The organism is Roseixanthobacter glucoisosaccharinicivorans (assembly GCF_043195095.2).
Classification (GTDB): Bacteria; Pseudomonadota; Alphaproteobacteria; order Rhizobiales; family Xanthobacteraceae; genus NCEH01.
On the sequence record NZ_CM195538.1, the window covers coordinates 264105 to 288187 of the forward strand.

22 protein-coding genes are annotated in these 24083 nt (G+C 68.3%); 13 read left to right on the plus strand and 9 right to left on the minus strand.

From position 1 onward, the window contains the following. The first annotated feature begins 10 nt into the window (after positions 1-10). The 8 genes from murB to recN all read left to right on the plus strand — a co-directional run bounded on the left by murB (position 11) and on the right by recN (position 10109). Complete coding sequence (gene murB, locus V5F78_RS01125; RefSeq protein ID WP_394068680.1) at positions 11-946, plus strand: UDP-N-acetylmuramate dehydrogenase; 936 nt, start codon at positions 11-13, stop codon at positions 944-946. Between the two features lie 68 nt (positions 947-1014). Next, the gene (locus V5F78_RS01130) at positions 1015-1935 is read left to right on the plus strand and encodes a D-alanine--D-alanine ligase (protein WP_394068682.1); all 921 of its coding nucleotides are present in this window, start codon (positions 1015-1017) and stop codon (positions 1933-1935) included. An 80-nt stretch (positions 1936-2015) separates the two neighbouring features. Continuing rightward, the gene (locus V5F78_RS01135) at positions 2016-2894 is read left to right on the plus strand and encodes a cell division protein FtsQ/DivIB (RefSeq protein ID WP_394068684.1); all 879 of its coding nucleotides are present in this window, start codon (positions 2016-2018) and stop codon (positions 2892-2894) included. 32 nt (positions 2895-2926) lie between these two features. Next, a complete protein-coding gene (ftsA, locus tag V5F78_RS01140) occupies positions 2927-4216 on the plus strand; it encodes a cell division protein FtsA (protein ID WP_394069067.1) in 1290 nt (429 codons plus the stop codon). 87 nt (positions 4217-4303) lie between these two features. Then, a complete protein-coding gene (gene ftsZ, locus V5F78_RS01145) occupies positions 4304-5998 on the plus strand; it encodes a cell division protein FtsZ (protein ID WP_394068685.1) in 1695 nt (564 codons plus the stop codon). A gap of 297 nt (positions 5999-6295) precedes the next feature. Further along, a complete protein-coding gene (lpxC, locus tag V5F78_RS01150; protein WP_394068686.1) occupies positions 6296-7237 on the plus strand; it encodes a UDP-3-O-acyl-N-acetylglucosamine deacetylase in 942 nt (313 codons plus the stop codon). A 332-nt stretch (positions 7238-7569) separates the two neighbouring features. Further along, positions 7570-8418 (plus strand): outer membrane protein assembly factor BamD, encoded by an 849-nt coding sequence (locus V5F78_RS01155; RefSeq protein ID WP_394068688.1) that lies wholly within the window; start codon positions 7570-7572, stop codon positions 8416-8418. 5 nt (positions 8419-8423) lie between these two features. Continuing rightward, positions 8424-10109 carry a DNA repair protein RecN gene (recN, locus tag V5F78_RS01160; protein ID WP_394068690.1) on the plus strand — a complete coding sequence of 562 codons (1686 nt, stop codon included), beginning with the start codon at positions 8424-8426 and terminating at the stop codon, positions 10107-10109. Between the two features lie 28 nt (positions 10110-10137). Here the strand turns inward: recN and arfB are convergent, their stop codons facing one another. Together arfB and olsB are read right to left on the minus strand one after the other, a co-directional pair. Further along, positions 10138-10560, minus strand: coding sequence for an alternative ribosome rescue aminoacyl-tRNA hydrolase ArfB (gene arfB / locus V5F78_RS01165; RefSeq protein ID WP_394041846.1), 423 nt, complete (start codon positions 10558-10560; stop codon positions 10138-10140). A 184-nt stretch (positions 10561-10744) separates the two neighbouring features. Next, a complete protein-coding gene (olsB, locus tag V5F78_RS01170) occupies positions 10745-11812 on the minus strand; it encodes a l-ornithine N(alpha)-acyltransferase (protein ID WP_394068692.1) in 1068 nt (355 codons plus the stop codon). A 267-nt stretch (positions 11813-12079) separates the two neighbouring features. On the opposite strand from olsB, the gene V5F78_RS01175 reads away from it, so the two are divergent. Next, positions 12080-12688: a hypothetical protein gene (locus V5F78_RS01175; RefSeq protein ID WP_394068694.1), complete on the plus strand. Its 609-nt coding sequence runs from the start codon at positions 12080-12082 to the stop codon at positions 12686-12688. A gap of 113 nt (positions 12689-12801) precedes the next feature. Here the strand turns inward: V5F78_RS01175 and V5F78_RS01180 are convergent, their stop codons facing one another. Continuing rightward, complete coding sequence (locus tag V5F78_RS01180; protein ID WP_394068695.1) at positions 12802-14334, minus strand: YifB family Mg chelatase-like AAA ATPase; 1533 nt, start codon at positions 14332-14334, stop codon at positions 12802-12804. A 169-nt stretch (positions 14335-14503) separates the two neighbouring features. Between V5F78_RS01180 and V5F78_RS01185 the strand changes: the two genes are divergently transcribed. Together V5F78_RS01185 and V5F78_RS01190 are read left to right on the plus strand one after the other, a co-directional pair. Next, positions 14504-14683, plus strand: a complete 180-nt coding sequence (locus V5F78_RS01185; protein WP_394068696.1) for a hypothetical protein — start codon at positions 14504-14506, stop codon at positions 14681-14683. Between the two features lie 327 nt (positions 14684-15010). Next, complete coding sequence (locus V5F78_RS01190) at positions 15011-15793, plus strand: class I SAM-dependent methyltransferase (protein ID WP_394068698.1); 783 nt, start codon at positions 15011-15013, stop codon at positions 15791-15793. Positions 15794-15796: 3 nt separating this feature from the next. On the opposite strand, the gene V5F78_RS01195 is transcribed toward V5F78_RS01190, so the two are convergent. Together V5F78_RS01195 and gshB are read right to left on the minus strand one after the other, a co-directional pair. Then, on the minus strand, positions 15797-16111 hold the full coding sequence (locus V5F78_RS01195; protein WP_394068699.1) for a polyhydroxyalkanoic acid system family protein: 315 nt from the start codon (positions 16109-16111) through the stop codon (positions 15797-15799). Positions 16112-16145: 34 nt separating this feature from the next. Beyond that, positions 16146-17090 carry a glutathione synthase gene (gene gshB / locus V5F78_RS01200; RefSeq protein WP_394068701.1) on the minus strand — a complete coding sequence of 315 codons (945 nt, stop codon included), beginning with the start codon at positions 17088-17090 and terminating at the stop codon, positions 16146-16148. Between the two features lie 150 nt (positions 17091-17240). On the opposite strand from gshB, the gene V5F78_RS01205 reads away from it, so the two are divergent. After that, positions 17241-18182: an alpha/beta fold hydrolase gene (locus tag V5F78_RS01205; protein ID WP_394068703.1), complete on the plus strand. Its 942-nt coding sequence runs from the start codon at positions 17241-17243 to the stop codon at positions 18180-18182. A gap of 40 nt (positions 18183-18222) precedes the next feature. Here the strand turns inward: V5F78_RS01205 and V5F78_RS01210 are convergent, their stop codons facing one another. The 4 genes from V5F78_RS01210 to V5F78_RS01225 form a co-directional block, all read right to left on the minus strand. Continuing rightward, the gene (locus tag V5F78_RS01210) at positions 18223-18642 is read right to left on the minus strand and encodes a YraN family protein (RefSeq protein ID WP_394068704.1); all 420 of its coding nucleotides are present in this window, start codon (positions 18640-18642) and stop codon (positions 18223-18225) included. Then, positions 18639-19565, minus strand: coding sequence for a 16S rRNA (cytidine(1402)-2'-O)-methyltransferase (rsmI, locus tag V5F78_RS01215; RefSeq protein WP_394068706.1), 927 nt, complete (start codon positions 19563-19565; stop codon positions 18639-18641). The genes V5F78_RS01210 and rsmI overlap by 4 nt, the downstream gene beginning before the upstream one ends. 409 nt (positions 19566-19974) lie before the next feature. After that, positions 19975-20877: an amidohydrolase family protein gene (locus tag V5F78_RS01220; protein WP_394068707.1), complete on the minus strand. Its 903-nt coding sequence runs from the start codon at positions 20875-20877 to the stop codon at positions 19975-19977. After that, positions 20874-22586 (minus strand): IlvD/Edd family dehydratase, encoded by a 1713-nt coding sequence (locus V5F78_RS01225; RefSeq protein WP_394068708.1) that lies wholly within the window; start codon positions 22584-22586, stop codon positions 20874-20876. The genes V5F78_RS01220 and V5F78_RS01225 overlap by 4 nt, the downstream gene beginning before the upstream one ends. Positions 22587-22818: 232 nt before the next feature. On the opposite strand from V5F78_RS01225, the gene V5F78_RS01230 reads away from it, so the two are divergent. Beyond that, positions 22819-24060: an ABC transporter substrate-binding protein gene (locus V5F78_RS01230; RefSeq protein ID WP_394068709.1), complete on the plus strand. Its 1242-nt coding sequence runs from the start codon at positions 22819-22821 to the stop codon at positions 24058-24060. Positions 24061-24083: the final 23 nt, after the last annotated feature.

Below are 24083 nucleotides of genomic sequence, written 5' to 3' on the forward strand. Positions count from 1 at the left end.
AACGCTCCCCATGTCCGCGACCTCGCTTTTTCCCGATCTCGTGCCCGAGCTGACCGCGCGCCTGCCGCAGCTGCGCGGCCGCCTCTCGGCCAATGCGTCGCTTGCCGACCTCACCTGGTTCCGGGTGGGCGGGCCGGCACAGGTGCTGTTCGTGCCGGCGGACGAGGCGGACCTCGCCTATGCGCGCGCCCATCTGCCGGCGGATATTCCGGTCACCGTCATCGGGCTGGGCTCCAACCTGATCGTGCGCGACGGCGGTGTGCCGGGCGTTGTGATCCGGCTCGGCAAGGGGTTCGGCGCGCTGAGCGTGGAGGGGACGCGGGTTCTCGCAGGCGCCGGCGTGCCCGACGTGAAGGTGGCGCGCGCGGCGGCCGATGCGGGATTGAAGGGCCTCGCCTTCCTGCGCGGCATTCCCGGCGCGGTGGGCGGCGTGCTGCGCATGAACGGCGGCGCCTATGGCGGCGAGACCAAGGATGCGCTCGTCTCCTGCCGGGCGGTGGACCGCACCGGCGCGATCCACATCCTCACCAACGCGGACATGGGCTTCACCTATCGCCACAGCGCGGCGCCGGAGGATTTCATCTTCACCCAGGCGGTGTTTGAAGGCACGCCGGGCGACGCGGCCGAAATCGCCGCCGAGATGGACCGCATCACCTCTTCCCGCGAGGCGACCCAGCCCATCAAGAGCCGCACCGGTGGCTCCACCTTCAAGAATCCACCCGGCGCCAAGGCCTGGCAATTGGTGGATGCCGCCGGCTGCCGGGGGCTGGTGGTGGGGCGGGCGCAGGTTTCGCAGATGCATACGAATTTCCTGATCAATCTCGGCGGTGCCACCGCGGCCGAGATCGAGGCGCTCGGCGAGGAGGTGCGCCGGCGGGTGCTGGAGACCTCCGGCGTGACGCTGGAGTGGGAGATCAAGCGCATCGGCATTCCCGCGCCGCTTTAGGGAATTGCAAACGCTGTGCAGCTTTAGATGACAGGCCCGTCGCCGGGCAGGGCCGAGGGACAGGCAAGATGAGCAAACACGTCGCAGTGCTGATGGGCGGGTGGTCGGCCGAGCGGGAGGTCTCCTTGCGGTCGGGCGAAGCGTGCGCCCTGGTGCTGGAGGCCGCCGGCTATCGCGTGACGCGGGTGGATGTGAAGCGCGACGTGGCCGAGGTTCTGGCCCGTCTCAACCCCGATGTCGCCCTGAACGTGCTGCACGGCTGCCCCGGCGAGGACGGCACCATGCAGGGGATTCTGGAAATCCTGCGCATTCCCTATTCCCATTCCGGCGTGCTCGCCTCGGCGCTCGCCATGGACAAGGCGCAAGCGAAGATCGTGATGGCGGCGGCCGGCGTGCCGGTGCCGTTCGGCCGGGTAGTCAGCCGGGCGGAGGCCGCGCGCGCCCATGTGATGGCGCCGCCTTATGTGCTGAAGCCGGTGGCGGAGGGATCGAGCGTCGGCGTGTTCATCGTGCGCGAGGACCAGGCCCATCCCCCGCAGGAACTGACCCGGCCCGACTGGCCCCACGGCGAAAACCTGCTGGCGGAGCGGTTCATTCCCGGTCTCGAGCTGACCTGCGCCGTCATCCGCGACGCGGCCACCGACGTGATCGAGATCGAATCCACCCAGGCTTTTTACGATTACGAATCCAAATATGCACCGGGCGGCTCAAGGCACATTCTTCCGGCCCGTATTTTACCCGAAATTTACCAACAGGCGCGGATATTTACGCTCGCGGCACACAAGGCACTCGGGTGCCGGGGCGTCTCGCGTGCTGACTTCCGATACGACGAAAATGCCGGCGAAGGCGCCGGCCTGATCTGTCTGGAGGTCAACACGCAACCCGGCATGACAGAGACCTCCCTGGTGCCCGAACTGGCAGCCCACGCGGGCATATCGTTCGGCGAGCTTGTGACATGGATGGTGGAGGACGCGTCGCTGGATCGGTAAGGGAGCGCCCGCAGGGGCAGCGCCCGGGCACGAACCCGCCTGTTTCGTCCGCCGGCCGCAAGCCGGTGCGGCCCCAGCCGATGCGCGAGCCCCCGCCGCCCAGCCGCATCGCTTTGTTCCTGCGCCGCATGACGGTGCGCCTCGGGGCCTCGCGATTCGGCCGGCGCGGCGCCGCTTTGCTCAGCCTCGCAGTGATCGGCGGCTTCACCGCCTATGGCGTGGTACTCGGCGGCCATGTGGAGGAAGCCCACGAATTTGTCGTCGACATGGGCGATGCCGCGGCCAACATCGCCGGCTTCAAGATCGCCCAGGTCAATCTCTCCGGCCAGAATCACGTCACGCCATCCGAAATCCTGGCGGCGGCCGGCATCAAGCCGACCACCTCGATCCTGTTCGTGAATGCGGATGAAACCCGCGCGCGGCTGGAATCCATGCCCTGGATCGCCAGTGCCAGCGTGCGCAAGCTCTATCCCGACCGCGTCGACATCCATGTGGTGGAGCGCGAGGCCTATGCGCTCTGGCAGATGAACGGCCAGATCAGCGTCATCGCCAAGGACGGCACCCCGATCGCTCCTTATTCCGACGATCCGCGCTATGTGAATCTGCCGATCGTGGTGGGCGAGGGGGCGCAGGAGCGCGTGGGCGAGATCGTCGATGCGCTCGCCCGCGTCCCCGCGGTGCGCGATCAGGTGCGCGCCGCCATCCTGGTGGCCGAGCGCCGCTGGACGCTGAAGCTGCGCAACGGCATCGACGTGCGCCTGCCCGAAGGCCCGGTGGACGACGCGCTGCTCCAACTCGCCGACCTCGACCGCGACAAGAAACTGCTCACCCGCGACATCACCATCGTCGACCTGCGCCTGCCCGACCGGGTGGTCGTGCGCCTGTCCGACGCTGCCGCCGATGCCCGCGCCCAGATGCTGAAGGCCCGCGCGAAGGCCAAGAAAGGAGGCGCCGCGTGAGACATCGGCTCGCACAAGGTTTCGCCCCGAAGATGCGTCCCATGCCGCCCAAGAAGAGCGGCATCATCGCGGTGCTCGATATCGGCACCAGCAAGATCGTCTGCGCCATCGCGCGTCTCAAGCCGCGCGGCGCATCCGACGTGCTGCGCCGGCGCACCCATTCCATCGACGTGCTGGGCATCGGCCATACCCGCGCCCATGGGGTGAAGGGCGGCGTGATCGTCGACATGGCGCGGGCCGAGTTGGCGATTCGCCAGGCCGTCGACATGGCGGAGCGCGCCTCCGGCGTGCAGATCGCCTCGGTGATTCTCGGCGTCTCGGGCGCGCGCCTGTCGTCCCAGCATTACGAGGCGGCGGTGCGCCTCACCGCGCCGGCGGTGGAGGAATTCGACATCCGCCGCGTGCTGGAGGCCGCCTCCACCTATGCCGTGGGCGATGGCCGGGCGGTGATGCACGCCTTGCCCGTGGGCTATTCGCTGGACGGCCGGCGCGGCATCGGCGAGCCGTGCGGCATGCTCGGGCGCGAGCTCGGCGTCGACATGCACGTGGTGACGGGCGACCTCACCTCGCTGAAGAATCTGGTGCTGTGCGTCGAGCGCTGCCACCTCGGCATCGAGGCCATGGTCGCGGCGCCCTATGCGGCGGCGCTCTCCTCGCTCACCGACGACGAGATGGAACTCGGCGTGACGCTCATCGACATGGGGGCGGGCACCACCACCTTCTCGATCGTGTCCGGCGGGCACTGCGTCTATGTGGACGGCATCGCGGTCGGCGGCCAGCACATCACCAACGATGTCGCGCGCGGCCTGCCCGCGCGGCTTGCCGACGCGGAGCGCCTGAAGGCGCTGCATGGCGCGGTGGTGGCGGTATCCTCCGACGATCACGACATGCTCTCGATCCCCGCTTTGTCGGGCGACGAGCGCGATCATCCCCATTCGGTGCCGAAATCGCGGCTGGTGACCATCGTCAAGCCGCGCGCCGAAGAAATTGTCGAACTGTTGCGCGATCGCCTCAAGGCCTCCGGGCACGGGGGCGACGCGGGCCGCCGGCTGGTGCTGACCGGCGGCGCGGCGCAATTGCAGGGCCTGCCGGACCTCATGGCGCGGGTGATCGGCCCGCAGGTGAGAATCGGCCGCCCGCTTGGGGTTTCACGCCTTCCCGAGGCCGCGCGCGGCGCGGCTTTCGCGGTGGCGGCAGGGCTTCTGGTCTATCCCCAGGTGGCGGGCCTCGAACATTTCGAACCTCGTCGCCGACAGGCGGCCGGCGCGGAGGGCGGCACATATTTTGGCCGCGTCGGGCGCTGGTTGAGGGACGGCTTTTAGAGATGGTTAACGGTATTCCCCTTAACAAAGGGGAGAGCCACGGATTCGGACGGCGTGCCGGCGCCCAGGGCGCGATGGAGTGGGAACATGACGATCAACCTTCAGATGCCTGACATTCGGGAGTTGCGGCCGCGAATCACCGTGTTCGGCTGCGGTGGCGCCGGTGGCAACGCCGTCAACAACATGATCACCGCCGGCCTCACCGGCGTTGAGTTCGTGGTCGCCAATACGGATGCGCAGGCGCTGTCGCTTTCCAAGGCCGAGCGCCTGGTGCAGATGGGCGTCGCCGTCACCGAGGGCCTCGGGGCAGGCTCGCAGCCGGAAGTCGGCCGCGCCGCCGCCGAAGAAGTCCTGGACGAGATTCGCGACCATCTGTCCGGCTCGCACATGGTGTTCATCACCGCCGGCATGGGCGGCGGTACCGGCACCGGCGCCGCTCCGGTCGTGGCCCGCGCCGCCCGCGAGCTTGGCATCCTCACGGTGGGCGTGGTGACCAAGCCCTTCCACTTCGAGGGTCAGCGCCGCATGCGCGTCGCCGAGCACGGCATCAACGAATTGCAGAAGACGGTCGACACGCTGATCGTCATCCCGAACCAGAACCTGTTCCGGGTCGCCAACGAGAAGACCACCTTCGCCGACGCCTTCGCGATGGCCGACCAGGTGCTCTATTCCGGCGTTGCCTGCATCACCGACCTGATGGTGAAGGAAGGCCTCATCAACCTCGACTTCGCCGACGTGCGCGCCGTGATGCGCGACATGGGCAAGGCGATGATGGGCACCGGCGAAGCCTCCGGCGACAAGCGCGCCATCCAGGCCGCCGAAGCCGCGATCGCCAATCCGCTGCTGGACGAGACCTCCATGCGCGGCGCCGGCGGCCTGCTGATCTCCATCACCGGCGGCAACGACATGACGCTGTTCGAGGTGGACGAAGCCGCGACCCGTATCCGCGAGGAAGTGGATCCGGACGCCAACATCATCCTCGGCGCCACGTTCGATCAGTCCCTGGACGGCATCATCCGCGTGTCGGTGGTGGCCACCGGCATCGACCCGGCCGTGATTCCCGAGCAGATCCAGTATCGCGGCGAAGCCACGCCCGACCTGCAGGGCCGCAAGATGTCCAACGCCGGCCGCGCGGCCGTGGAGCACGCCCGCGAGGCCCAGATCCGCAGCGCTGTCGCGGCGATCTCCGCCGAAGACCTGATGGCGCTCGACAATGCCGTGTCGGCTCATCCCGCCCCGCAGGCGCCGCAGCCGGCGCCGCAGCGTTCGGTTGCCATTGACGAAGTGACGATCCGCGCCGCTGCGCCGAAGCCCTCCTTCTATTCCGAGCCCGAGCCGGCGCCCGCGCCTGCCCCGGTGGAGGATGAGGAATTCGCGCCCTACATCCCGCCGCAGGCTCAGCGTCCCCGTGCGCCGCGCATGCCCCGCGTGGATGAACTGCCGATGCCCGCGCAGAACCAGATCCGCGCCCAGCGCGGCGAGCCGGCTGCCGAGCAGAAGCGCATGACCCTGCTCCAGCGCCTGGCGCATGTGGGCATGGGCCGTCGTGAAGACGAGCCCGAGGCGGCGCCCGCGCGTCGCGAACAGCCGAGCATGCGGGCTCCGGATCCGCGCGCGGCGCAGCAGAAGCCCGCCGCCCGTCCCGGCGAGCCGGTCTCGGAATTCGCCAAGCGTCCGCCGGCGCGGCCGGTGGCGGAGGTTCCAAGCCGCCATGCACCGCAGCATGGGCACGAGGAAGATCAGCTGGAGATTCCCGCCTTCCTGCGCCGCCAAGCGAACTGATTCGCCGGCCCTCAATGACACAGACTTTGCGCCAGAGAGATCCTCTCTGGCGTAAGTATTTGATAACCAAGAATTTTTTTGTGACGATCTTGGTAACAGGCGGTAAGCAAGCGTGATTTGGCGCAGCGCAACGAGCCCGCTAGGTTGACCCTCGAAGCTTGCTTAACGCCGCCGGCGCGGAATGGATCCACACACGATCCATCAAATTCGGAACCGGCGGCGGAATTAGGCAGGCGAGGTGAAACATTAGAGGCGGAAATGCGGCGGCCTTGGGCCGTGACGGTTTCCGGGGTCCATATGGCTTCCGAGATGCAGACCACCCTCGCTGGCGAAATCGCTCTTTCGGGCGTTGGCGTTCACGGGGGCATCGAAGCCTCTCTTACCCTGAAGCCCGCACCCGCAGACACCGGCATCGTCTTCGTCCGCACCTTCGCCGACCAGGCCCCCCGCAAGATGGCGGTTTCCCGCCAGTCGGTGCAGGCCACCGACCTCGCCACCGTCCTCGGCGACAAGAGCGGCGCCCTCGTTTCCACGGTGGAGCATGTGCTCTCCGCCCTGTCCGGCCTCGGCGTCGACAATGCGCAGGTGGAAGTGACTGGCCCGGAAGTTCCGATTCTCGACGGCAGCGCCGGCCCGGTGGTTGCCGCCATCGACGAAGTCGGCATCGCCGTGCTCCCCGCCCGCCGCAAATATCTCAAGGTGCTCAAGCCCATCCGCGTCGAGAACGGCGCCTCCTTCGGTGAGCTTCTGCCCTATGACGCCGGCTTCCGCCTGGAAGTGGAGATCGAGTTCGATCATTGCGGCATCGGCCGCCAGCGCTTCGCAGGCAACCTCACCCCGAACGTGTTCCGCCGCGAACTGGCCCACGCCCGCACCTTCGGCTTCCTGAAGGATGTGGAGCGCCTGCGCTCTGCCGGCTATGCCCGCGGCGCCTCGCTGGAAAACACCGTCTGCCTCGGCGAAGCCGGCATCCTCAACCCCGAGGGCCTGCGCTTCACGGACGAGTTCGTGCGCCACAAGGCGCTGGACGCGGTGGGCGATCTGGCGCTCGCCGGCCTGCCCCTGATGGCCCGCTATCGGTCCTTCCGCGGCGGCCACAAGCTGAATTTCAACGTGGTGGATGCCTTGCTGGCAGATCGCACGGCCTTCGCCGTGGTGGATGCCCCGGTTCGCGGCCGGCGCGAAGGTGCGGAACTCGCGGTTGGCGCCCCCGTCCTCGCCTACGCTCCGGAGCGCTGAGGCGCTAGGCTTGGGCGGTCGCGCGCGGCGGTGGTGCCGCGCCCTTCACTCCTTGTACATTTTACCAGCCAGCGTTCGGCGCGGCATGCGGGCGCGGCACGTTTTGCCGGCGTCCGGCGCCTTCGCATCCCGGCTCCCTTACGCCCCGTGCACCCGCCGCCGGCTTGACGTGCGCGCCCCCGCCCTTAAAAACCCTAGCGAACCGGGTCGCGGAAACGCATTTGACGTCGCTTCGCCCGCGCCCGCCACATTGCCGACTGAAAGCGCCTTTAGCCGCGTAGTCTGCGGCGTTCTGCACGGAGGCCGACGGCTTGGGATGGAACCTTCACGTGATGCGCCTTTTCACTGACGCCGCTGTCCTGCGCGCCCGGGCGGCCAGCCTGCTCGCGGTCCTCTGTCTCGCCACCGGCCTTGCCGGCTGCGCCAGCACCAAGGACGATGTCATTCCGCCCGACGAGCCGGCAGAGAAGATCTACAACGAGGGCCTCACCCTGATGCGCAAGGGTGACTATACCGCGGCCGCCAAGCGATTCGAGGATCTCGACCGCACCCATCCCTATTCGGAATGGGCCCGCAAGGCGCTGCTGATGGACACCTATGTCTATTACGAGGCCGGCAAATATGACGAGGCCATCGCGGCGGGCAAGCGCTACATAGCGCTGCATCCGGGCTCCGACGATGCCGCCTACGCCAGCTATCTCGTCGCCTCCGCGTATTTCGACAACATCCCCGACATCACCCGCGACCAGAAGGCGACGCGCCAGGCGCTCGATGCCCTGGACGATGTGATTCGCAAATATCCGAACACGGAATATGCCGCCTCCGCCAAGAAGAAGGTGGAAGTGGCGCGCGACCAGCTGGCCGGCAAGGAAATGATGATCGGCCGCTATTATCTGGAAAATCGCAATTACACCGGCGCCATCAACCGCTTCAAGGTGGTGGTCACGCAATACCAGACCACCCGGCAGGTGGAAGAGGCTCTGTTCCGCCTCACCGAAGCCTATATGGCGCTCGGCATCACGTCCGAGGCGCAGACCGCCGCCGCCGTGCTCGGCTATAATTTTCCCGATAGCCAGTGGTACAAGGACGCCTATAAGCTGGTTCAATCGAGCGGCAACCTGCCGGTCGAAAACAAGGGGTCCTGGATCAGCCAGGCCTTCAAGAAGCTCGGTCTCGGCTAGGATCCATGCTCTCCTCTCTCTCGATCCGGGACATCGTTCTGATCGAGAAGCTCGATCTGGCGCTCGCGGACGGCCTCACCGTCCTCACCGGCGAGACGGGCGCGGGAAAATCCATCCTGCTGGACGCATTGTCCCTGGCGCTCGGCGGCCGGGGCGATGGCGGCTTGGTGCGCCACGGCGAAGCGAAGGGGCAGGTGACTGCGGTCTTCGATCTGCCGCTCGCCCACCCCGCCCGCGCCATCCTCGCTGCCGCCGACATTGCGGACGAGGGCGAGGTGATCGTTCGCCGCATCCAGATGGCCGACGGACGCACGCGCGCCACCATCAATGAACAGCCGGTGAGCGTGCAGACCCTGCGCGCGCTCGGCGCCCGGCTGGTCGAACTCCACGGCCAGCACGATGATCGCGCCCTGGTGGACCCCACCACCCACCGCACCCTGCTGGATGCCTTTGGCGGCCTTTCCGCCAAGACCGAGGCGGTGGCCCGCCTCTGGCGTGCCTGGCGCGCCGCCCTCTCGGAGGCCGGCGCCGAGCGCGCCCGCCTGGAGGAAGCGCAGAAAGAGGCCGATTTCATCCGCCACGCGGTGGACGAACTCACCGCGCTCGGTCCCGAGGTGGGGGAAGAGGTCATGCTCGCCCAGCGCCGCACCAGCATGATGCGCTCGGAGAAGATCGCCGGCGACCTTTCCGAGGCGCTGGAAGCGGTGGGCGGCAGCGGCTCGCCCGTGCCCTCGCTCTCCGCCGCGGTGCGGCGCCTGGAACGCCGCGCGGGCGAATCGCAGAGTCTGGTCCGGCCGGCGGTGGAGGCCATCGACCTCGCCCTCGACGCGCTGGAGACCGCCCGTTCGCACCTGGAAACCGCGCTCCGCGATGCCGCCTTCGATCCGCGCGACCTCGAAAGGGTGGAGGAGCGGCTGTTTGCCTTGCGCGCGGCCGCCCGCAAATATGGCGGCGCGATCGACGACCTGCCAAAGGTCGCCGCGCGATTCGCAGCCCAGCTGGACGCCTTGAACCGCAGCGCCACCACGCTCGCCGCGCTGGAAGCCAAGGTCGCCGAGGCGGAGGAGGCGTATCGCGCCGCCGCCGCCGCGCTTTCCGCCGATCGCAAGGCCGCCGGCGCCAAGCTGGATGCGGCCGTTGATGCCGAATTGCCACCGCTCAAGCTGGAGCGCGCCCATTTCACCGCCCGCATCGACAGCGATCCCCGCTCGCCCGGCGCGGAAGGCTATGACCGGGTGGAATTCTGGGTGCGCACCAATCCCGGCACAAGGCCCGGCCCCATGATGAAGGTGGCCTCGGGCGGCGAACTCGCGCGCTTCCTGCTGGCGCTGAAAGTGGTGCTGGCGGATCGCGGCTCGGCGCCCACCCTGATTTTCGATGAAATCGACACCGGCGTGGGCGGCGCGGTCGCCGATGCCATCGGCCACCGCCTCTCGCGCCTGGCGGGGCAGGTGCAGGTGATCTGCGTGACCCATGCGCCCCAGGTGGCGGCGCGGGCGGGCCAGCATCTGCTGATCTCCAAGGCCTCCGTCGGTACGGGAAAGGACGCGCCCGTCACCACGCGCGTCGCGCCGCTCGATGCACCGAGCCGCAAGGAAGAGATCGCTCGCATGCTGGCCGGCGCCAGCATCACACCGGAAGCCCGCGCGGCGGCGGAACAGCTTCTCCAGGCGGCCACCGTCTCGGCTTGAGGGCCGGCCGCGCATTCCTCGCGGCCCTTCAGTCCGCCTGTGGCTTGTTCTGGCGCAGGGTCTTCACCACGCCGCGCCGCTCCTTCGCCTCCAAGCGCCGTTCCTTCGAGCCGAGGGTTGGGCGCGTGGGCCGGCGGATCGGGGCGACATAGGTCGCCTCGCGAATCATCTCCACCAGGCGTTCGAGCGCATCGGCGCGGTTGCGCTCCTGGGTGCGGTGGCGCTGCGCCTGGATGATGACGACGCCGTCCTGCGTCATGCGCTTGCCGGCGATGCGGATGAGGCGATGCTTCACCCCATCGGGCAGGTTCGGCGAGGCGAAGGCGTTGAAGCGCAACTGTACCGCGCTCGACACCTTGTTGACATTCTGCCCGCCGGGACCCGATGCGCGCACGAAGGCGAGTTCGATCTCATCCTCGGAAATGGCGATGCGGGGGGTGATCTCGATCATGGCTAAGCCCGGACGCGCGGAACGCTGCACGGCTCCGACAGCCGGCCGGCAGGCCCCAGCTATGGCAGAAAGCCGCGCCGCGCGACAGCTGTGCGCGGATTCGCCCCGCCGGTCCATGCGGATGCCGCGCCGGTGCGCCCAACAGGGGATGCAGGTCGCGCCGGTGTGTCCGGCGCGGCCGGGCTCAGATGGCGTGGCGGTTCGCGGTCGGGCCGAAATGCTCAACATAGCGGGCGCTGATGATGGAGCGCGGCAGCACCACGAGCACGTCGGTGGTGCCGAACTGGTGGTCCACCACCGCGCCGTCGCCGACGAAGCCGCCGAGGCGCAGATAGCCCTTTACCAAAGGCGGCAGGGCATGCAGCGCCGCCTTCATGTTGATCTCATCCTTGGGGATGCGATCCATCGGCACATAGCGCTTGTCGAGCGCGCGGGCGCGCCATTCCTCCGGCGCCAACGCATTGTGATGCAGGAACGAGAGCTGGAGCGCCAGCGCCTCGGGGTCGGTGCCCTCCAGGCTCGCGCAGCCGATCATCACGTCGATATTGTTGCGCAGGATATAGGCCCACACCCCGTGCCACAGCAGCTCCACCGTGCGCTTGTTGCGGTACGGCTTGAGCACGCAGGACCGCCCCAGCTCCAGGAACTTGAGGCCGGGATGCGCGGCGACGATGCGGTTCACGTCGAACTCGCCCTGGGTGTAGAAGCCGCCATGGCGGTCCGCCACATCCTGCTTCAGGAGGCGATAGGTGCCTACGACCTTGGGCTTGCGCCGGCCCAGCACCATCTTTCCGGCTTCGTAATCCAGCACCAGCATGTGGTCGCAAATGGAGTCGAACGCATCCACGTCGCGCCGGGCGAGCCGCGCCGCGGCGTCGGGCACGGCGGACATTTCCTCGTAGAAGACCTTATAGCGCAGGCGCTGGGCGCGGCGCACGTCGCGCGCGGTGCGGGCGAGCCGCACTTCCAGCGGCCCGAGGCGGCCGAGCACCACCGGCTCGCCGAACGGCACGGCCTCGCGGTGGCGGATGCCGGAATAGGCGCGGAAATCGGAGACCAGCTTCTGCGGGCCGTTCAGCGCCGGCTTGCCGTCCGCGCGCAGCACGGGGGGCGCAAACAGGGGCGCGCCGAACTTGGCGCCGGGAAATTTGGCGAAGCCTTCCTTGGCCACGTCAATGCCGCGGCCCACCAGAGCCGGCCAGCTGAAGGGCTGCGGGTCGAGACTGGTACCGGACGGATCTTGGCGTTTCATGCAACGACCCCCTCCTCGGGCCGCCGCTGGACACGGCGGTTCTATGGGATGCCGCGCGCCGTCCCAGACGAGCTCGAAACCGGGCGCGCGCATCGTGCGCGTTCATCCCGCGTGACCATCACATTCACCATAGTTTTCCTACGGCTATGTGACAATGGCCGATTGTGACACCCCGGTCCTGTCATATGACGGTGGTGGCGCATTGCGGGCGCGGGGGGCGCATGCTAGCGCGGGATGCCGTAGGGCAATCGGGATTCGGGGGGCATCATGTCTAAAGTTCGGTTTCTGTCGCGCGCGGCCGGCGGCGCGCTGGCGCTCAGCATGGCGTTTTCGGGCTTGGCCCAGGCCCAGACCCTGCCCACCCCCGCCGCCGTGACCGTCATCACCGTGCCCGGTGTCGGCGCCATGAACGTGCTGAGCTATCAGGCGCGCTTCGTTTCCGCCGATCCGGCCACCCGCCGTGTGGTGCTCGAGACGCCGAACGGCAAGCGCTGGTCTGTGATCGCCCCGCCGCTGCTGGGCGACGTGATGCAGCTCGCCAACAGCCGCAAGCTGTTGATCCGCGTGCTGCCCGGCCTGGTCACCGCGCTCGGCAAGGCCCATCAGGGCACGCCCGGCGTTGCGGTATCCGAAGTGGTGCTGAAGGACGGGCTTCCGGGCTGGCCGGAGGATTACGGCTTCCGGGAGATCACCATCACCTCCATCCTGGTCAATATCGACAAGACCAACGGCACCATCAGCTTCGAAGGGCTGGACGGCGTGGTGCGCACCGTCAAGGCGGCCAACCCCCAGGTGCTGGCCGATCTGCAGAAGGTGGAACTGGGCGACCTGTGCCAGATCACCTATTATGAAGGCCTTGCCATCAACGCCATGTAGCATCGCCGCGCTGCCCTGCGCCGGGCAATGGTCTGCGAGGCAATGGTCTGCGAGGCAATGGCCGGCGAAGAAGTAACCGGCGAAGGCAGAAGTGAAACACAAGCGGCGGCGGTTCAGGCCGCCGCCTGCGCGCGGTCGGCCAGGGCGCGATAGGCCAGCGCCTCCGCGAGATGCCGGCGGCCAAGGCTTTCCGCCCCGTCGAGATCGGCGAGGGTGCGGGCCACCTTGAGCACCCGGTGGTAGCCGCGCGCTGAGAGGTTCATGGCGCTGGTGGCATCGCGCAGCAAAGCGAGCCCGCCGGCATCTGGCGCGGCCACCACCTCCAGAAGCGGGCCGGAGGCCTGGGCATTGGTGCGGATGTCCGGCCGGTCCAGCGCGGCGTAACGCTCGACTTGAAGGGCGCGCGCGGCGGCGACCCGTGACGCCACCTCCCGCGAGCCCTCCGCCGGGGCGGGCAGCACGAGATCGGCAGCGGTCACGGCCGGCACATCCAGATACAGGTCGATGCGGTCGAGGAACGGGCCGGAGAGGCGCGCCTGGTAATCCTCCTTGCAGCGCGGCCCGCGCTTGCAGGTGAAGCCGGGCTCGCCCGCATGGCCGCAGCGGCACGGGTTCATGGCGGCAATCAATTGGAACCGCGCCGGATAGGTCACGCGGTGATTGGCGCGGGCGATCAGCACGTCGCCTGTTTCGAGCGGCTGGCGCAGGGAATCCAGCACTTGGGGCGAGAATTCCGGCAATTCGTCCAGGAACAGCACGCCATGATGGGCGAGCGAGACCTCGCCCGGCTTTGCCTTGGCCCCGCCGCCCACCATTGCCGCCATGCTGGCGGAATGGTGCGGAGCGCGGAACGGGCGGCGGTCCACCAGGGCGCCGTCCTGGATCGCCCCCGCCACCGACGCGACCATGGAGACGTCCAGCATCTCGGCCGGCGAGAGCGGCGGCAGGATGGAGGGCAGGCGCTGGGCGAGCATGGATTTGCCGGCGCCGGGCGGGCCCACATACAGCAGATTGTGACCGCCGGCGGCCGCCACCTCCAGCGCGCGCTTGGCGGTTTCCTGGCCCTTCACGTCCCTGAGGTCGAGGTTCGACCCTGCGGGCGGGCGCAGGCGCGGATCCGGCCGGGCGAGGATCTGCCGGCCCGTGACATGGTTCGCCAGTTGGATCAGCGAGATGGGGGCGAGAATCTCCATGTCGGGGCTGGCCCAGGCGGCTTCCGCGCCGCAGGCGCCGGGACAGATGAGCCCGTGGCCGCGCGCATTGGCGCCGATCGCCGCCGGCAGCACGCCCGCGACGGCGGCGATGGAGCCGTCCAGCCCAAGTTCGCCCACCACAGTGAAGCCGGCGAGCGCATCGCCGGGAATGGCGCCGATCGCCGCCATCAGCCCCAGCGCGATGGGCAGATCATAATGGGAGCCTTCCTTCGGCAGGTCGGCGGGGGCGAGATTGATGGTGATGCGCCGCGCGGGCAGGGCGAGCCCGGAGGCGATCAGGGCGGCGCGCACGCGCTCCTTGGCTTCCGTCACCGCCTTGTCGGGCAGGCCGACGATGGTGAAGGCCGGCAGGCCCGGCGCCACATGCACCTGCACATCCACCGGCCGTGCGTCCACGCCCTCGAACGCCACGGTCGCCACACGCTGGATCACGCTTCAGCCCCCCGGCTTGCCAGTGCCACCCAAGGTAGTGGAGGCCGCCCGCAGGCACAAGAACATATTGGGAACATGCGCCCTTATGCGCCCTTTATGGTAGGGCCGCAGGTTCCCAATCGCGCCCTTACGGCCTGCGGCGCCATAAAGGCGGCCGTGAGGACCGATCATGACCCACTCTTATTATTTCTCCCCCGCCACCTCCCCCTTTCCGCGCGCTCGCCCGCTGCCGCCGCAGCCGGCCTGGGGCCGCAGCCGGCCCGGCCCGCTCGCCCGCATGGCGCTGAAGGCGGCCTGCCTCGTGCCGCTGCTGGTATTGGCCTTCGCGTTCCACGCCCTGTTGGGGTGAACGCCGGCCGTTGCGATCATTATCCTGCCGGACCGGAGGTCGATCCATGACCCATATTCAGCCCATCTCCCCGGCCGCCGCTCGCGGCGGAAAGCCACGGGCGGGCGCGCCATCCCCACGCCTCGGCTGGGCCGAGTGGGGCAGCCTCGGCGGCACGGAGCATGTCCTTCCGTTTGGTCGCAGACCGTTGCGGAGCGCAACTCCGGTCTGCGTCCGCGGCCTGTTGGTTGCATTTGCTCTGGTCTGCATCATTGCTATGGTGCGATGAGGGACATGCGCACGCCGCGTTCCTTCCGCGATCCCTCGCGCAACCAAAAGCCTTGCCCCATGACCATGACCGACCTGAAAGACGGCGACCACGAGCGCCTCGTCTCCGCCCAGTTCAGCCCCCAGGCCGCCGCCTATGTCGCGAGTGCGGTCCACGCCAAAGGCGCGGATCTCGATGCCCTTGCGCAGATGATGGCGGGCCGCGGCGCGGCGCGGGTGCTGGATCTTGGGTGCGGCGGCGGCCATGTGAGCTTCACCGTGGCGCCCCACGTGGCGCAGGTGTTGGCCTATGACCTGTCGGACCGCATGCTGGAGGCGGTTGCGGGCGAGGCGCAGCGGCGCGGCCTTTCCAATATCGAGACCGCCTGGGGCGTGGCGGAGGAATTGCCGTTCCCCGACGCCACTTTCGATTTCGTGGTCTCGCGCTTCAGTGCCCACCATTGGCGCGATCTCTCGGCGGGGCTCGCGCAGGCGCGCCGGGTGCTGAAGCCGAACGGGCGGGCCATCTTCATGGACGTGGTGGCGCCGCCGAGCGATGTGCTGGATACGTTCCTGCAGACCATCGAGCTTCTGCGCGATCCCTCCCACGCCCGTGACTTCGCGGTCAGCGAATGGGTGGAGCGCGCGCAGGCGGCGGGGCTGGCGTGCCAGTCGATCACCGAAGGGCGGCTGCGGATGGAGTTCTCGTCCTGGGTCGCCCGCATCAACACGCCCGACCTGCATGTGGCGGCGATCCGTTCGCTTGAAGAACTGGCCACGCGCGATGTGCGTGCCCATTTCGAGATCGAGGCCGACGGCAGCTTCACCTTCGATACGGCCACGCTTCTGTTCGCGCCGGTCTGAATTCTATTTCTTCTGGCCCAGCATCAGGTTGCCCTGCTTCTGGATCAGCGCCTTGGCCTTTTCCGCCATCAGGTGCAGCAGCCAGGGCAATTCCACGGAGAGATGGACGGCGGTGTCGGCCACGTCCAGCGTGCCGTGGGCCGTTTGGCCGAGCACGCCGACGCGGAATTGCAGGTGGGAATCGGTCCAGGTCTCTTCCATCACCTGCAATTTGTCGCCGAACTTCGCCCGCACGCTGGTCAGCCCGCCCTGGAGGCGGCGGGTCGCCTCCGCCTTGCCGAGCTTGTGGGGAATGGAGACGGTCAAGGGCTGGGGCATGGCGGCACCTCGGCTAAGTGGATGGCGAGGGCGCTCAGGCGCCCCGCTTTTCCTCGATCTTGTCCCAGATCTGCGCGGCGATATCGGGGCCGCCGAGCCGCTTGATGGCCCGAAGCCCGGTGGGGGAGGTGACGTTGATCTCGGTCAGATTGCCGTCGATCACGTCGATGCCCACGAACAGCAGGCCGCGCGCGCGCAGTTCCGGGCCGATGCGCTTGCAGATTTCCTGCTCGCGGTCGGTGAGGTCGGTGGGCTTTGCCGCGCCGCCGCGCACCATGTTGGACCGCAGATCCCCCTCGCTCGGCACCCGGTTCACCGCGCCGGCGGCTTCCCCATCCACCAGGATGATGCGCTTGTCGCCGTGCTTCACCTCGGGCAGGAAGCGCTGGATCACCCAGGGTTCGCGGAAGGTGACGGCGAAGAAATCATAGAGCGAGCCGAAGTTCAGGTCGTCGGCGGTGAGGCGGAAAACCGCGCCGCCGCCATGGCCATAGAGCGGCTTCATCACCACGTCGCCGAACTCGGCCCGGAAGGCCTTGATCTCGTCGAGGTCGCGGGTGATCAGGGTGGGCGGCATCAGGTCCGGAAAATCGGTGACGAAGATTTTCTCCGGCGCGTTGCGCACCTGGGCCGGGTCGTTCACCACCAGTGTCTTGGGGTGGATGCGCTCCAGCATATGGGTGGAGGTCACATAGGCCATATCGAACGGCGGGTCCTGGCGCAGCAGCACCACGTCGTAATCGGTCAGCGGCACGCGCCGCTTCTCGCCCAGGGTGAAATGCTTGCCCGCCTCGTCGGCGACGGTGAGCGGCTCGACGGTGGCGAACACCTTGCCGTCGCGCATGGCGAGTTGGTCGGGGGTGTAATGCACCAGCGCGTGGCCGCGCTTCTGGGCTTCGAGCAGAAGCGCGAATGTGGAATCGCCAGCAATATTGATGCGGGCGATATGGTCCATCTGGACCGCGACCTGAAGGGCCATGGAAATCTCCGGCGGGGCGCCCGGCAAAGGCGTGTCGAGCCTTATCTATAGGCGCACCCGCCTTGCCGCCAGACCGGCGCGGTGCCACTCTTGACCCGGACGCGGATTTTCCGCACCCGTGCGCCCGTTGCGGTGGGCGAGGGGGACAGGATGATCCGGCGAACGGGCGCGGCGCTGGCCGCCTTATGCATGCTTCTTTCGAGCGGCCCGGTGTTCGCTCAGGGTGCGCCGGAACCCGCAGCTCCGTTCCAGGCGGAGCCCGTCTTCCAGCCGCGTATCGAGCGGGTGAAGGTCGGCGAGATCGAGATGGGCTATTATGCCCGCGGGAATGGCGCGCCCCTGGTGATGATCATGGGCCTCGGCGCCACCATGGCCGATTGGGACCCCGCTTTGCTGGAAGCGCTTTCCCACGACCGCACGCTGATCGTCATCGACAATCGCGGCTGCGGCTTCTCCTCGGACACGGCGCAGAACCACACCAGCATCGCGCAGATGGCGGATGATGCCGCCGGGCTGGTGACGGCCCTCGGCTATGACAAGGTGGATGTGCTCGGCTATTCCATGGGCGCGATGATCGCGAGCCAGATGGCGATCCGCCATCCGGAGATCCTGCGCTCGCTGGTGCTGCTGGCGCCGAGCCCGGGCGGCAGCCACGAGGTGCCGCCCCCGACGGGGGTGCTGGAGGCGATCGCCCACCACACGCTCGCGCTGCCGCAGGTGCTGGCGCTGTTTTTCCCCGAGGACCCGGCCGGCCAGGAAGCTGGCCGCGCTTTGGTTCTGCGCGCGGTCGCCGGCCGCAAGGCCGGGACGATCCCGGCGGCGCCGGCCTGTTCGGAGGAGACCGGCACGCGCCAACTGGAGGCGCTGCGCCAGTTCTCCGCCTCCGATGCCAATTATGACGCGCTGCCCGCCATTGCCGCGCCGACCCTGGTGATGGGCGGGCGCGCGGACAAGGTCTTGCCGCCCGCCAATGCGCAGGCGGTGGCGCAGCGCATCCCCTTTGCTTGGAGTGCTTATTTCGAGGGCGGCCACCTGTTCTGGGCACAGAGCCGCGCCCCGGTGATCGCGACCTTGCGGGCTTTCCTGCAATAAGGCCTCGCGCCCTCAAGCGCCCCCTGTCACGCGCGCCCCGTTACGCGTCGGCGTCGAACGCGCCCGGCAGGTGCTCCGCCGCGCCGTCGAGGCCCAGCAGGATCGCGTCGAACCGCATGTCGAGGCCCCCGAGCGTGGGGTTGGCGGCAAGATAAGCCTCTGCGGCGGCAGCGATGCGGCGTCTTTGGCGCGGCAGGACCGCGTGCGCGGCCTGGGCGAGATCCGCCCGCAGCTTCACTTCGCAGAACACCAGCAGGCTCGCGGTGCGGGCCACGATGTCGAGTTCGCCGGCGCCGGTGCGCACCCGGCGGGCGAGGATCGCAAAGCCCTGCGCTTCCAGCAGCGCGGCGGCGCGATCTTCGGCGGCGAGGCCGCGCGCGTGGGCCGCCTGCTTCCTGCGGCGGGCGGGGGTATCCGCCGGCGGCGCCTTCGCTCGCTTGATCTTGATCGGTTCGGTCATGCCTCGTCGGGCGCTTCATCCGCCGTTCCGCCGGCCTGGGAGAGAGCGAGGGCGCGGGCATAGACCTCGCGCTTGTGCCGGCCCGTGAGGGCGGCGACCGCGGCCACCGCGTCCTTCAGCGAATGCTCCGCCAGCGCACGGGCAAGCGCAGCATCCACGTCGTCATCCTGCGCCGCCTGCTCCACCGGTGGACCCACCACCAGCACGATCTCGCCCTTGGGGTCGCGCTCGCCGGCATATTGGGCCGCCAGCTCGGGCAGCGGCCCGCGCCGCACTTCCTCGAACGCCTTGGTGAGTTCCCGGCACACGGCGGCGCGGCGCGGACCCAGAATCTCGGCGAGATCGGCGAGGCTTTCGGCGAGGCGCGGGCCGGTCTCGTACAGCACCAGGGTCGAGGGAATGCGCGAGAGTTCGGTGATGCGGTTGCGCCGCTGGCCGGGCTTGGGCGGCAAAAACCCGTCGAACAGGAAGCGGTCTGTCGGCAGGCCGGCCGCCACCAAGGCCGCGAGGAGCGCGGAGGCGCCGGGCAGGGGGAAAATGCGATGTCCGGCCTCGGCGACCTCCACCACCAGCTTGTATCCGGGATCGGAAATCAGCGGCGTTCCGGCGTCCGACACCAGCGCCAGCGCCTGCCCCCCGGCAAGCCGCGCCAGCAGTTTCGGGCGCATGGAGGCGCCGTTATGGTCGTGATAGGAAATCAGCGGCACGTCGATGCCGTAGCGGTCCGTGAGGCGGCGCGTCATGCGCGTGTCCTCGCAGGCGATGACGTCCGCGCCGGCGAGTGTTTCCAGCGCACGCACCGTGATGTCGCCGAGATTGCCGATGGGGGTCGCCACCACATGCAGGCCGGGCGCGAGGCGCGCCGCGGGCAGGGTGGTGCCGGCAAGGGTGAAGGAGCGGGGGCGTTCGGCGGGAAGAGTCATGGCTCCACTTTAACCCAGCCGGGCCGCCGGTTGAAATTCGCTCCGCGCACGGCGGGCGGGAAAACGCCGGAGATCAGGCCCCGGTCCTTAGGACCGATCGACATTCAGCGGCGCGGTGCCTGACGCCGGGGGGCCCGCGATTGTCTTTCTACCGGCCATCCACGCCGGGCCGAACAAGCCGGAACGGCGCGCAAAGGCCGGGCCGAGGGGGAAATGTTTCACGTGAAACATACACTTAGCGCAGACGAACAGCGGTTTCGTAGCACGCCTCGCAGGCTGTTCCGTGGACCAAACCGCCGTTTCGGGCGAGGTTCGCCGCAGATGAATCCGCATTCCGGCGATCCCGGCGAGACGGCCGGGGCGGGGCTTCGGAACCGCGAGCGAGCGGTCGATACCGCCGCGCTGCCGATCAGGCCCAATAGAGGCGGGCGGGGTTGTCCACCAGCACCTGCTGGCGCAGGGCGTCGGTGGGCAGCCAGCGGCCGGCGAGATCCACCAGGTCGGACGTGTCGGGCATGGCGTCCCAGAGTTCGGAATGGGGCCAGTCGCTGGCCCAGAGCAGGCGGTCGGGCCGGGCGGCGACGAGGGCTTCCACCAGGGGCTGCAGATCGTCGAAGGGCGCACCGAGGCGGCTGGCGCGATAGGGGGCGGAGAGCTTCAGCCACAGAGGTCCGCTCTCCAGCAGGCGCAGCAGATTTCGGAACGGCGCGCTCGACGGGCCGAGCCGCGGGTCCGGCAGGCCGAAATGGTCCACCACCAGGGGCACCGGCACGGCAGCGAACAGATCGTCCAGCTCGGCCAAGCGCTCCAGCGAGGTCTGCAGCTGGATGTGCCAGCCCAAGGGGGCGATGCGGGCGGCGAGCCGGGGCACGTCCTCCAGCTTCAGGCCGCCGGGATTGCGGGCATTGACGCGCACGCCACGCACGCCCTGCGCATGCAGGGCCGCAAGCTCGGCCTCCTCGGTTTCCGGCGAAACCACCACCACCGCCCGGAAACGCTCCGGCGCGCGGGCCATGGCATCCAGCTGGGCGCGGTTGTCGGTGCCGTACACGCTCGGCTGGATCAGCACCGCACGGGCGATGCCCGTGTGCGCCATCATCGCGAGATAATCGTCCAGCGTGCAGAGCTGCGGCGTGTAATTGCGCGCCTCCGCCAGCGGATAGTCGGCCCTTGGGCCGAAAATGTGCATGTGGCAGTCGCAGGTGCCTTCGGGCAACGCGAAGTCGGGCGCCCGTGTCGGCGCGCGCGGCGGCAGGCAGAGCGGGGCGTAGGCCGGCTCCGCCCCCGTCCCCGCCCCCTCCGTCGGGCTCATGCGCCGCCGACCCCGCCGCGCCGAAGGAAGTCGAAGTCGCAGCCTTCGTCGGCCTGCAGCACGCTGTCGACGAACAGACGCGCATAGCCGCGCTCTGGCAGGGCGGCGGCGGGCTCCAGGGCGAGGGCGGCGCGCCGGGTTTCCATTTCGGCTTCATCCACCAGAAGGTCGATGCGCCGGCCCTGCACATCCAGGCGAATGCTGTCGCCGGTCTTCACCAGGCCGAGGGGGCCGCCGGCGGCGGATTCCGGCGTCATGTGCAGCACGATGGTGCCGAAGGCCGTGCCGCTCATGCGCGCATCGGAAATGCGCACCATGTCCTTCACGCCCTGGCGGGCGAGCTTTTTCGGGATCGGCAAATAGCCCGCTTCCGGCATGCCCGGCGCGCCCTTGGGGCCGGTGTTGCGCAGCACCAGCACATCCTGCGGCGTCACGTCGAGGTCGGGATCGTCCACGCGCGCGGCCATGTCCTCCACCGATTCGAACACGACGGCCCGGCCGGTGTGCTGGAGCAGGGCCGCGCTCGCCGCCGCCTGCTTGATGATGGCGCCGCCGGGGGCGAGATTGCCGTAGAGCACCGCCATGGAGCCCTCGGCCTTGATGGGATTGTCGCGCGAGCGGATCACATCCTGCCCCGGCACCTCCTCGGCGCGCGCCACCACGTCGCGCAGCGTGCCGCCGGTGAGGGTGGGGGCGTCGAGATCGATCAAATCGCCCAATTGCTTCAACAGCTTGGGCAGGCCGCCGGCGTGATGGAAATGCTCCATGTAGTGCGCGCCGGAGGGCTTGAGATCCACCAGCACCGGCACCGTGCGGCCCAACTCGTCGAGCGTGTCGAGGTCGAAGCCGTATTTGGTGCGGTTGGCGATGGCGGTGAGATGGATGATGCCGTTGGTGGACCCGCCGATGGCCTGGAGCACCACGGCGGCGTTGCGGAACGCCGTGGGGGTGAGCAGCTCGCTCGGGCGCGGGCCGCCGGTCACCGCCATCTGGGCCGCCACGCGGCCGCTCTCCTCGGCGAGGCGGATGCGCTCGGCGTGCGGGGCGGGAATGGTCGCGCTCATGGGCAGCGACAGGCCCATGGCCTCGGTAATGCAGGCCATGGTGGAGGCCGTGCCCATCACCATGCAGGTGCCGACCGAGGGGGCGAGGCGGGAATTGACGGTTTCGATCTCCACCGCGTCGATCTCGCCGGCGCGATGGGCGCTCCACAGGCGGCGGCAATCGGTGCAGGCGCCGAGCACCTCGCCCTTGTGATGGCCGACCACCATGGGGCCGACCGGGACCACCACGGTGGGCAGGTCCACGCTCACCGCGCCCATGATCTGGGCCGGCAAGGTCTTGTCGCAGCCGCCGATCACCACCACCGCGTCCATGGGCTGGGCGCGGATCATCTCTTCCGTGTCCATGGCCATGAGATTGCGCAGGAACATGGAGGTGGGGTGCGCGAAGCTCTCGTGAATCGAGATGGTGGGGAACACCATGGGCATGCCGCCCGCAAGCATGACGCCGCGTTTTACCGCTTCCACCAGCGCCGGCACGTTGCCGTGGCAGGGATTGTAGTCGCTATAGGTGTTGGTGATGCCGATGATCGGACGGTCGAGGGCATCGTCCGAATAGCCCATCGCCTTGATGAAGGCCTTGCGCAGGAACAGCGCAAATCCCTCGTCCCCATAGCTCGTCAATCCCTTGCGCAGCCCCTTGGCCATGCTCGTTCTCCCGTTGGCCGATCGTCGCGCCGACCCGACGGCACCCTATCCAGGGCTTCCATATTGTCAATAATTTTAGGCGCATAAGCGATTGATTGAAGAATCATGCGTGATAACGCCAATTATTATTGACAATCTTGCGTCGGGCAGTCCAACTTCCCGGCAAAACAAGCCTAGGGAGGACATGCTTATGAGATGGGGTCGGTTTGGATGTGCGGTCGCGGCTGCGGCCTTGAGCATCGGATGCATGGGCCCGGCGCTGGCGGAGCCCGCGCAGGTCAATATGTGGAGCAATTGGCCCGATGAGCCGGCCAAGAAGGATTGGGTCTCCGCCCGCGTCAAGGAATTCGAGGCCGCCAATCCGCAGTGCACGGTGAAGCTGAGCTTCATTCCCAAGGCGGATATCTATACGCAGGCCAAGTCTGCGGTGCGCACCGGGCAGGCGCCCGACATCTTCTATCTTGAGCCGGACCAGCCGGAATTCCTCGCCGGCGGCTTCCTGGAGCCGCTCGACAGCTATATCGACCTCGCCGGCCTCGAAGACTGGGCCAAGCCCGCCTGGACCGCCAAGGGCAAGGTCTACGGCCTCCCGGTCGAGGCCTATACGGTCGAGCTCTATTACAACAAGGATCTGGTGAAGAAGGTCGGCGTCGACGTGCCGGCCAATTTCCAGCTCACCCAGGCCCAGTTCGCCGATCTGGTGAAGAAGGGTGTCGCCGCCGGCATCACCCCGATCTCGCAGGGCGTGGGCGATCGCCCGTTCCCGGGTGGCCTGCTGCTGTATGAAGCGCTGCTGCGCAAGCTTGGCCCCGAGGATTACGGCAAGCTGCTGGACGGCACGCTCTCCTACAAGGATCCGCGCGTCATCGAAGTGATGGACTGGGTGAAGGGCCTGGTGGATGCCGGCGCCTATCCCAAGAGCTTCTCCACCCTGAAGCTCGGCGAATCCCACTTCTATTTCTACAACACCCCCGGCGCGCTCACCTTCCCCGACCCGAGCTGGTTCACCGGCCGCGCGTTCGCCCCGCCGGAGAGCGGCGGCATGCCGGCGAACTTCCCGCTCGGCATCATGCAGTTCCCTGCCATGGACGGCGGCAAGTGCCCCGAGTGCAAGACGCTCGCCGTCGCCGGCAGCTTCGTGATGTATTCCAAGAGTAAGAACAAGGACTGCGCCGGCGCCTTGCTGAAGTCCATGGCCACCCGTGACAACGGCACCAAGTGGATGGAGCAGGTTTCGCTTCAGACGGGTCTTGCCTCCGACCCCAGCAAGATCAAGAGCGCGCACGCGGATTATTTCGCCGAGCTGAACGCGCGCAACAAGGGTGTGAAGTATTTCTTCGGCACCCCGCTGTTCCATTATCGCGCCAAGTGCGCGGAGACCTATACGCAGGTGATGAACAACGCCTTCCCGGCCGGCCTCATCAGCGTGCAGGACGCCGCCGACAAGATGAACGCCGCCTGCTTCAAAGGGTGAGGGTGCATGTCCCAGGACGCGAC

Coding starts and splice junctions, on each gene's coding strand:
- murB (WP_394068680.1), top strand. CDS start 11: ATGTCCGCGACCTCGCTTTTTCCCGATCTCGTGCCCGAGCTGACCGCG.
- V5F78_RS01130 (WP_394068682.1), top strand. CDS start 1,015: ATGAGCAAACACGTCGCAGTGCTGATGGGCGGGTGGTCGGCCGAGCGG.
- V5F78_RS01135 (WP_394068684.1), top strand. CDS start 2,016: ATGCGCGAGCCCCCGCCGCCCAGCCGCATCGCTTTGTTCCTGCGCCGC.
- ftsA (WP_394069067.1), top strand. CDS start 2,927: ATGCGTCCCATGCCGCCCAAGAAGAGCGGCATCATCGCGGTGCTCGAT.
- ftsZ (WP_394068685.1), top strand. CDS start 4,304: ATGACGATCAACCTTCAGATGCCTGACATTCGGGAGTTGCGGCCGCGA.
- lpxC (WP_394068686.1), top strand. CDS start 6,296: ATGGCTTCCGAGATGCAGACCACCCTCGCTGGCGAAATCGCTCTTTCG.
- V5F78_RS01155 (WP_394068688.1), top strand. CDS start 7,570: ATGCGCCTTTTCACTGACGCCGCTGTCCTGCGCGCCCGGGCGGCCAGC.
- recN (WP_394068690.1), top strand. CDS start 8,424: ATGCTCTCCTCTCTCTCGATCCGGGACATCGTTCTGATCGAGAAGCTC.
- arfB (WP_394041846.1), bottom strand. CDS start 10,560: ATGATCGAGATCACCCCCCGCATCGCCATTTCCGAGGATGAGATCGAA.
- olsB (WP_394068692.1), bottom strand. CDS start 11,812: ATGAAACGCCAAGATCCGTCCGGTACCAGTCTCGACCCGCAGCCCTTC.
- V5F78_RS01175 (WP_394068694.1), top strand. CDS start 12,080: ATGTCTAAAGTTCGGTTTCTGTCGCGCGCGGCCGGCGGCGCGCTGGCG.
- V5F78_RS01185 (WP_394068696.1), top strand. CDS start 14,504: ATGACCCACTCTTATTATTTCTCCCCCGCCACCTCCCCCTTTCCGCGC.
- V5F78_RS01190 (WP_394068698.1), top strand. CDS start 15,011: ATGACCATGACCGACCTGAAAGACGGCGACCACGAGCGCCTCGTCTCC.
- V5F78_RS01195 (WP_394068699.1), bottom strand. CDS start 16,111: ATGCCCCAGCCCTTGACCGTCTCCATTCCCCACAAGCTCGGCAAGGCG.
- gshB (WP_394068701.1), bottom strand. CDS start 17,090: ATGGCCCTTCAGGTCGCGGTCCAGATGGACCATATCGCCCGCATCAAT.
- V5F78_RS01205 (WP_394068703.1), top strand. CDS start 17,241: ATGATCCGGCGAACGGGCGCGGCGCTGGCCGCCTTATGCATGCTTCTT.
- V5F78_RS01210 (WP_394068704.1), bottom strand. CDS start 18,642: ATGACCGAACCGATCAAGATCAAGCGAGCGAAGGCGCCGCCGGCGGAT.
- rsmI (WP_394068706.1), bottom strand. CDS start 19,565: ATGACTCTTCCCGCCGAACGCCCCCGCTCCTTCACCCTTGCCGGCACC.
- V5F78_RS01220 (WP_394068707.1), bottom strand. CDS start 20,877: ATGAGCCCGACGGAGGGGGCGGGGACGGGGGCGGAGCCGGCCTACGCC.
- V5F78_RS01225 (WP_394068708.1), bottom strand. CDS start 22,586: ATGGCCAAGGGGCTGCGCAAGGGATTGACGAGCTATGGGGACGAGGGA.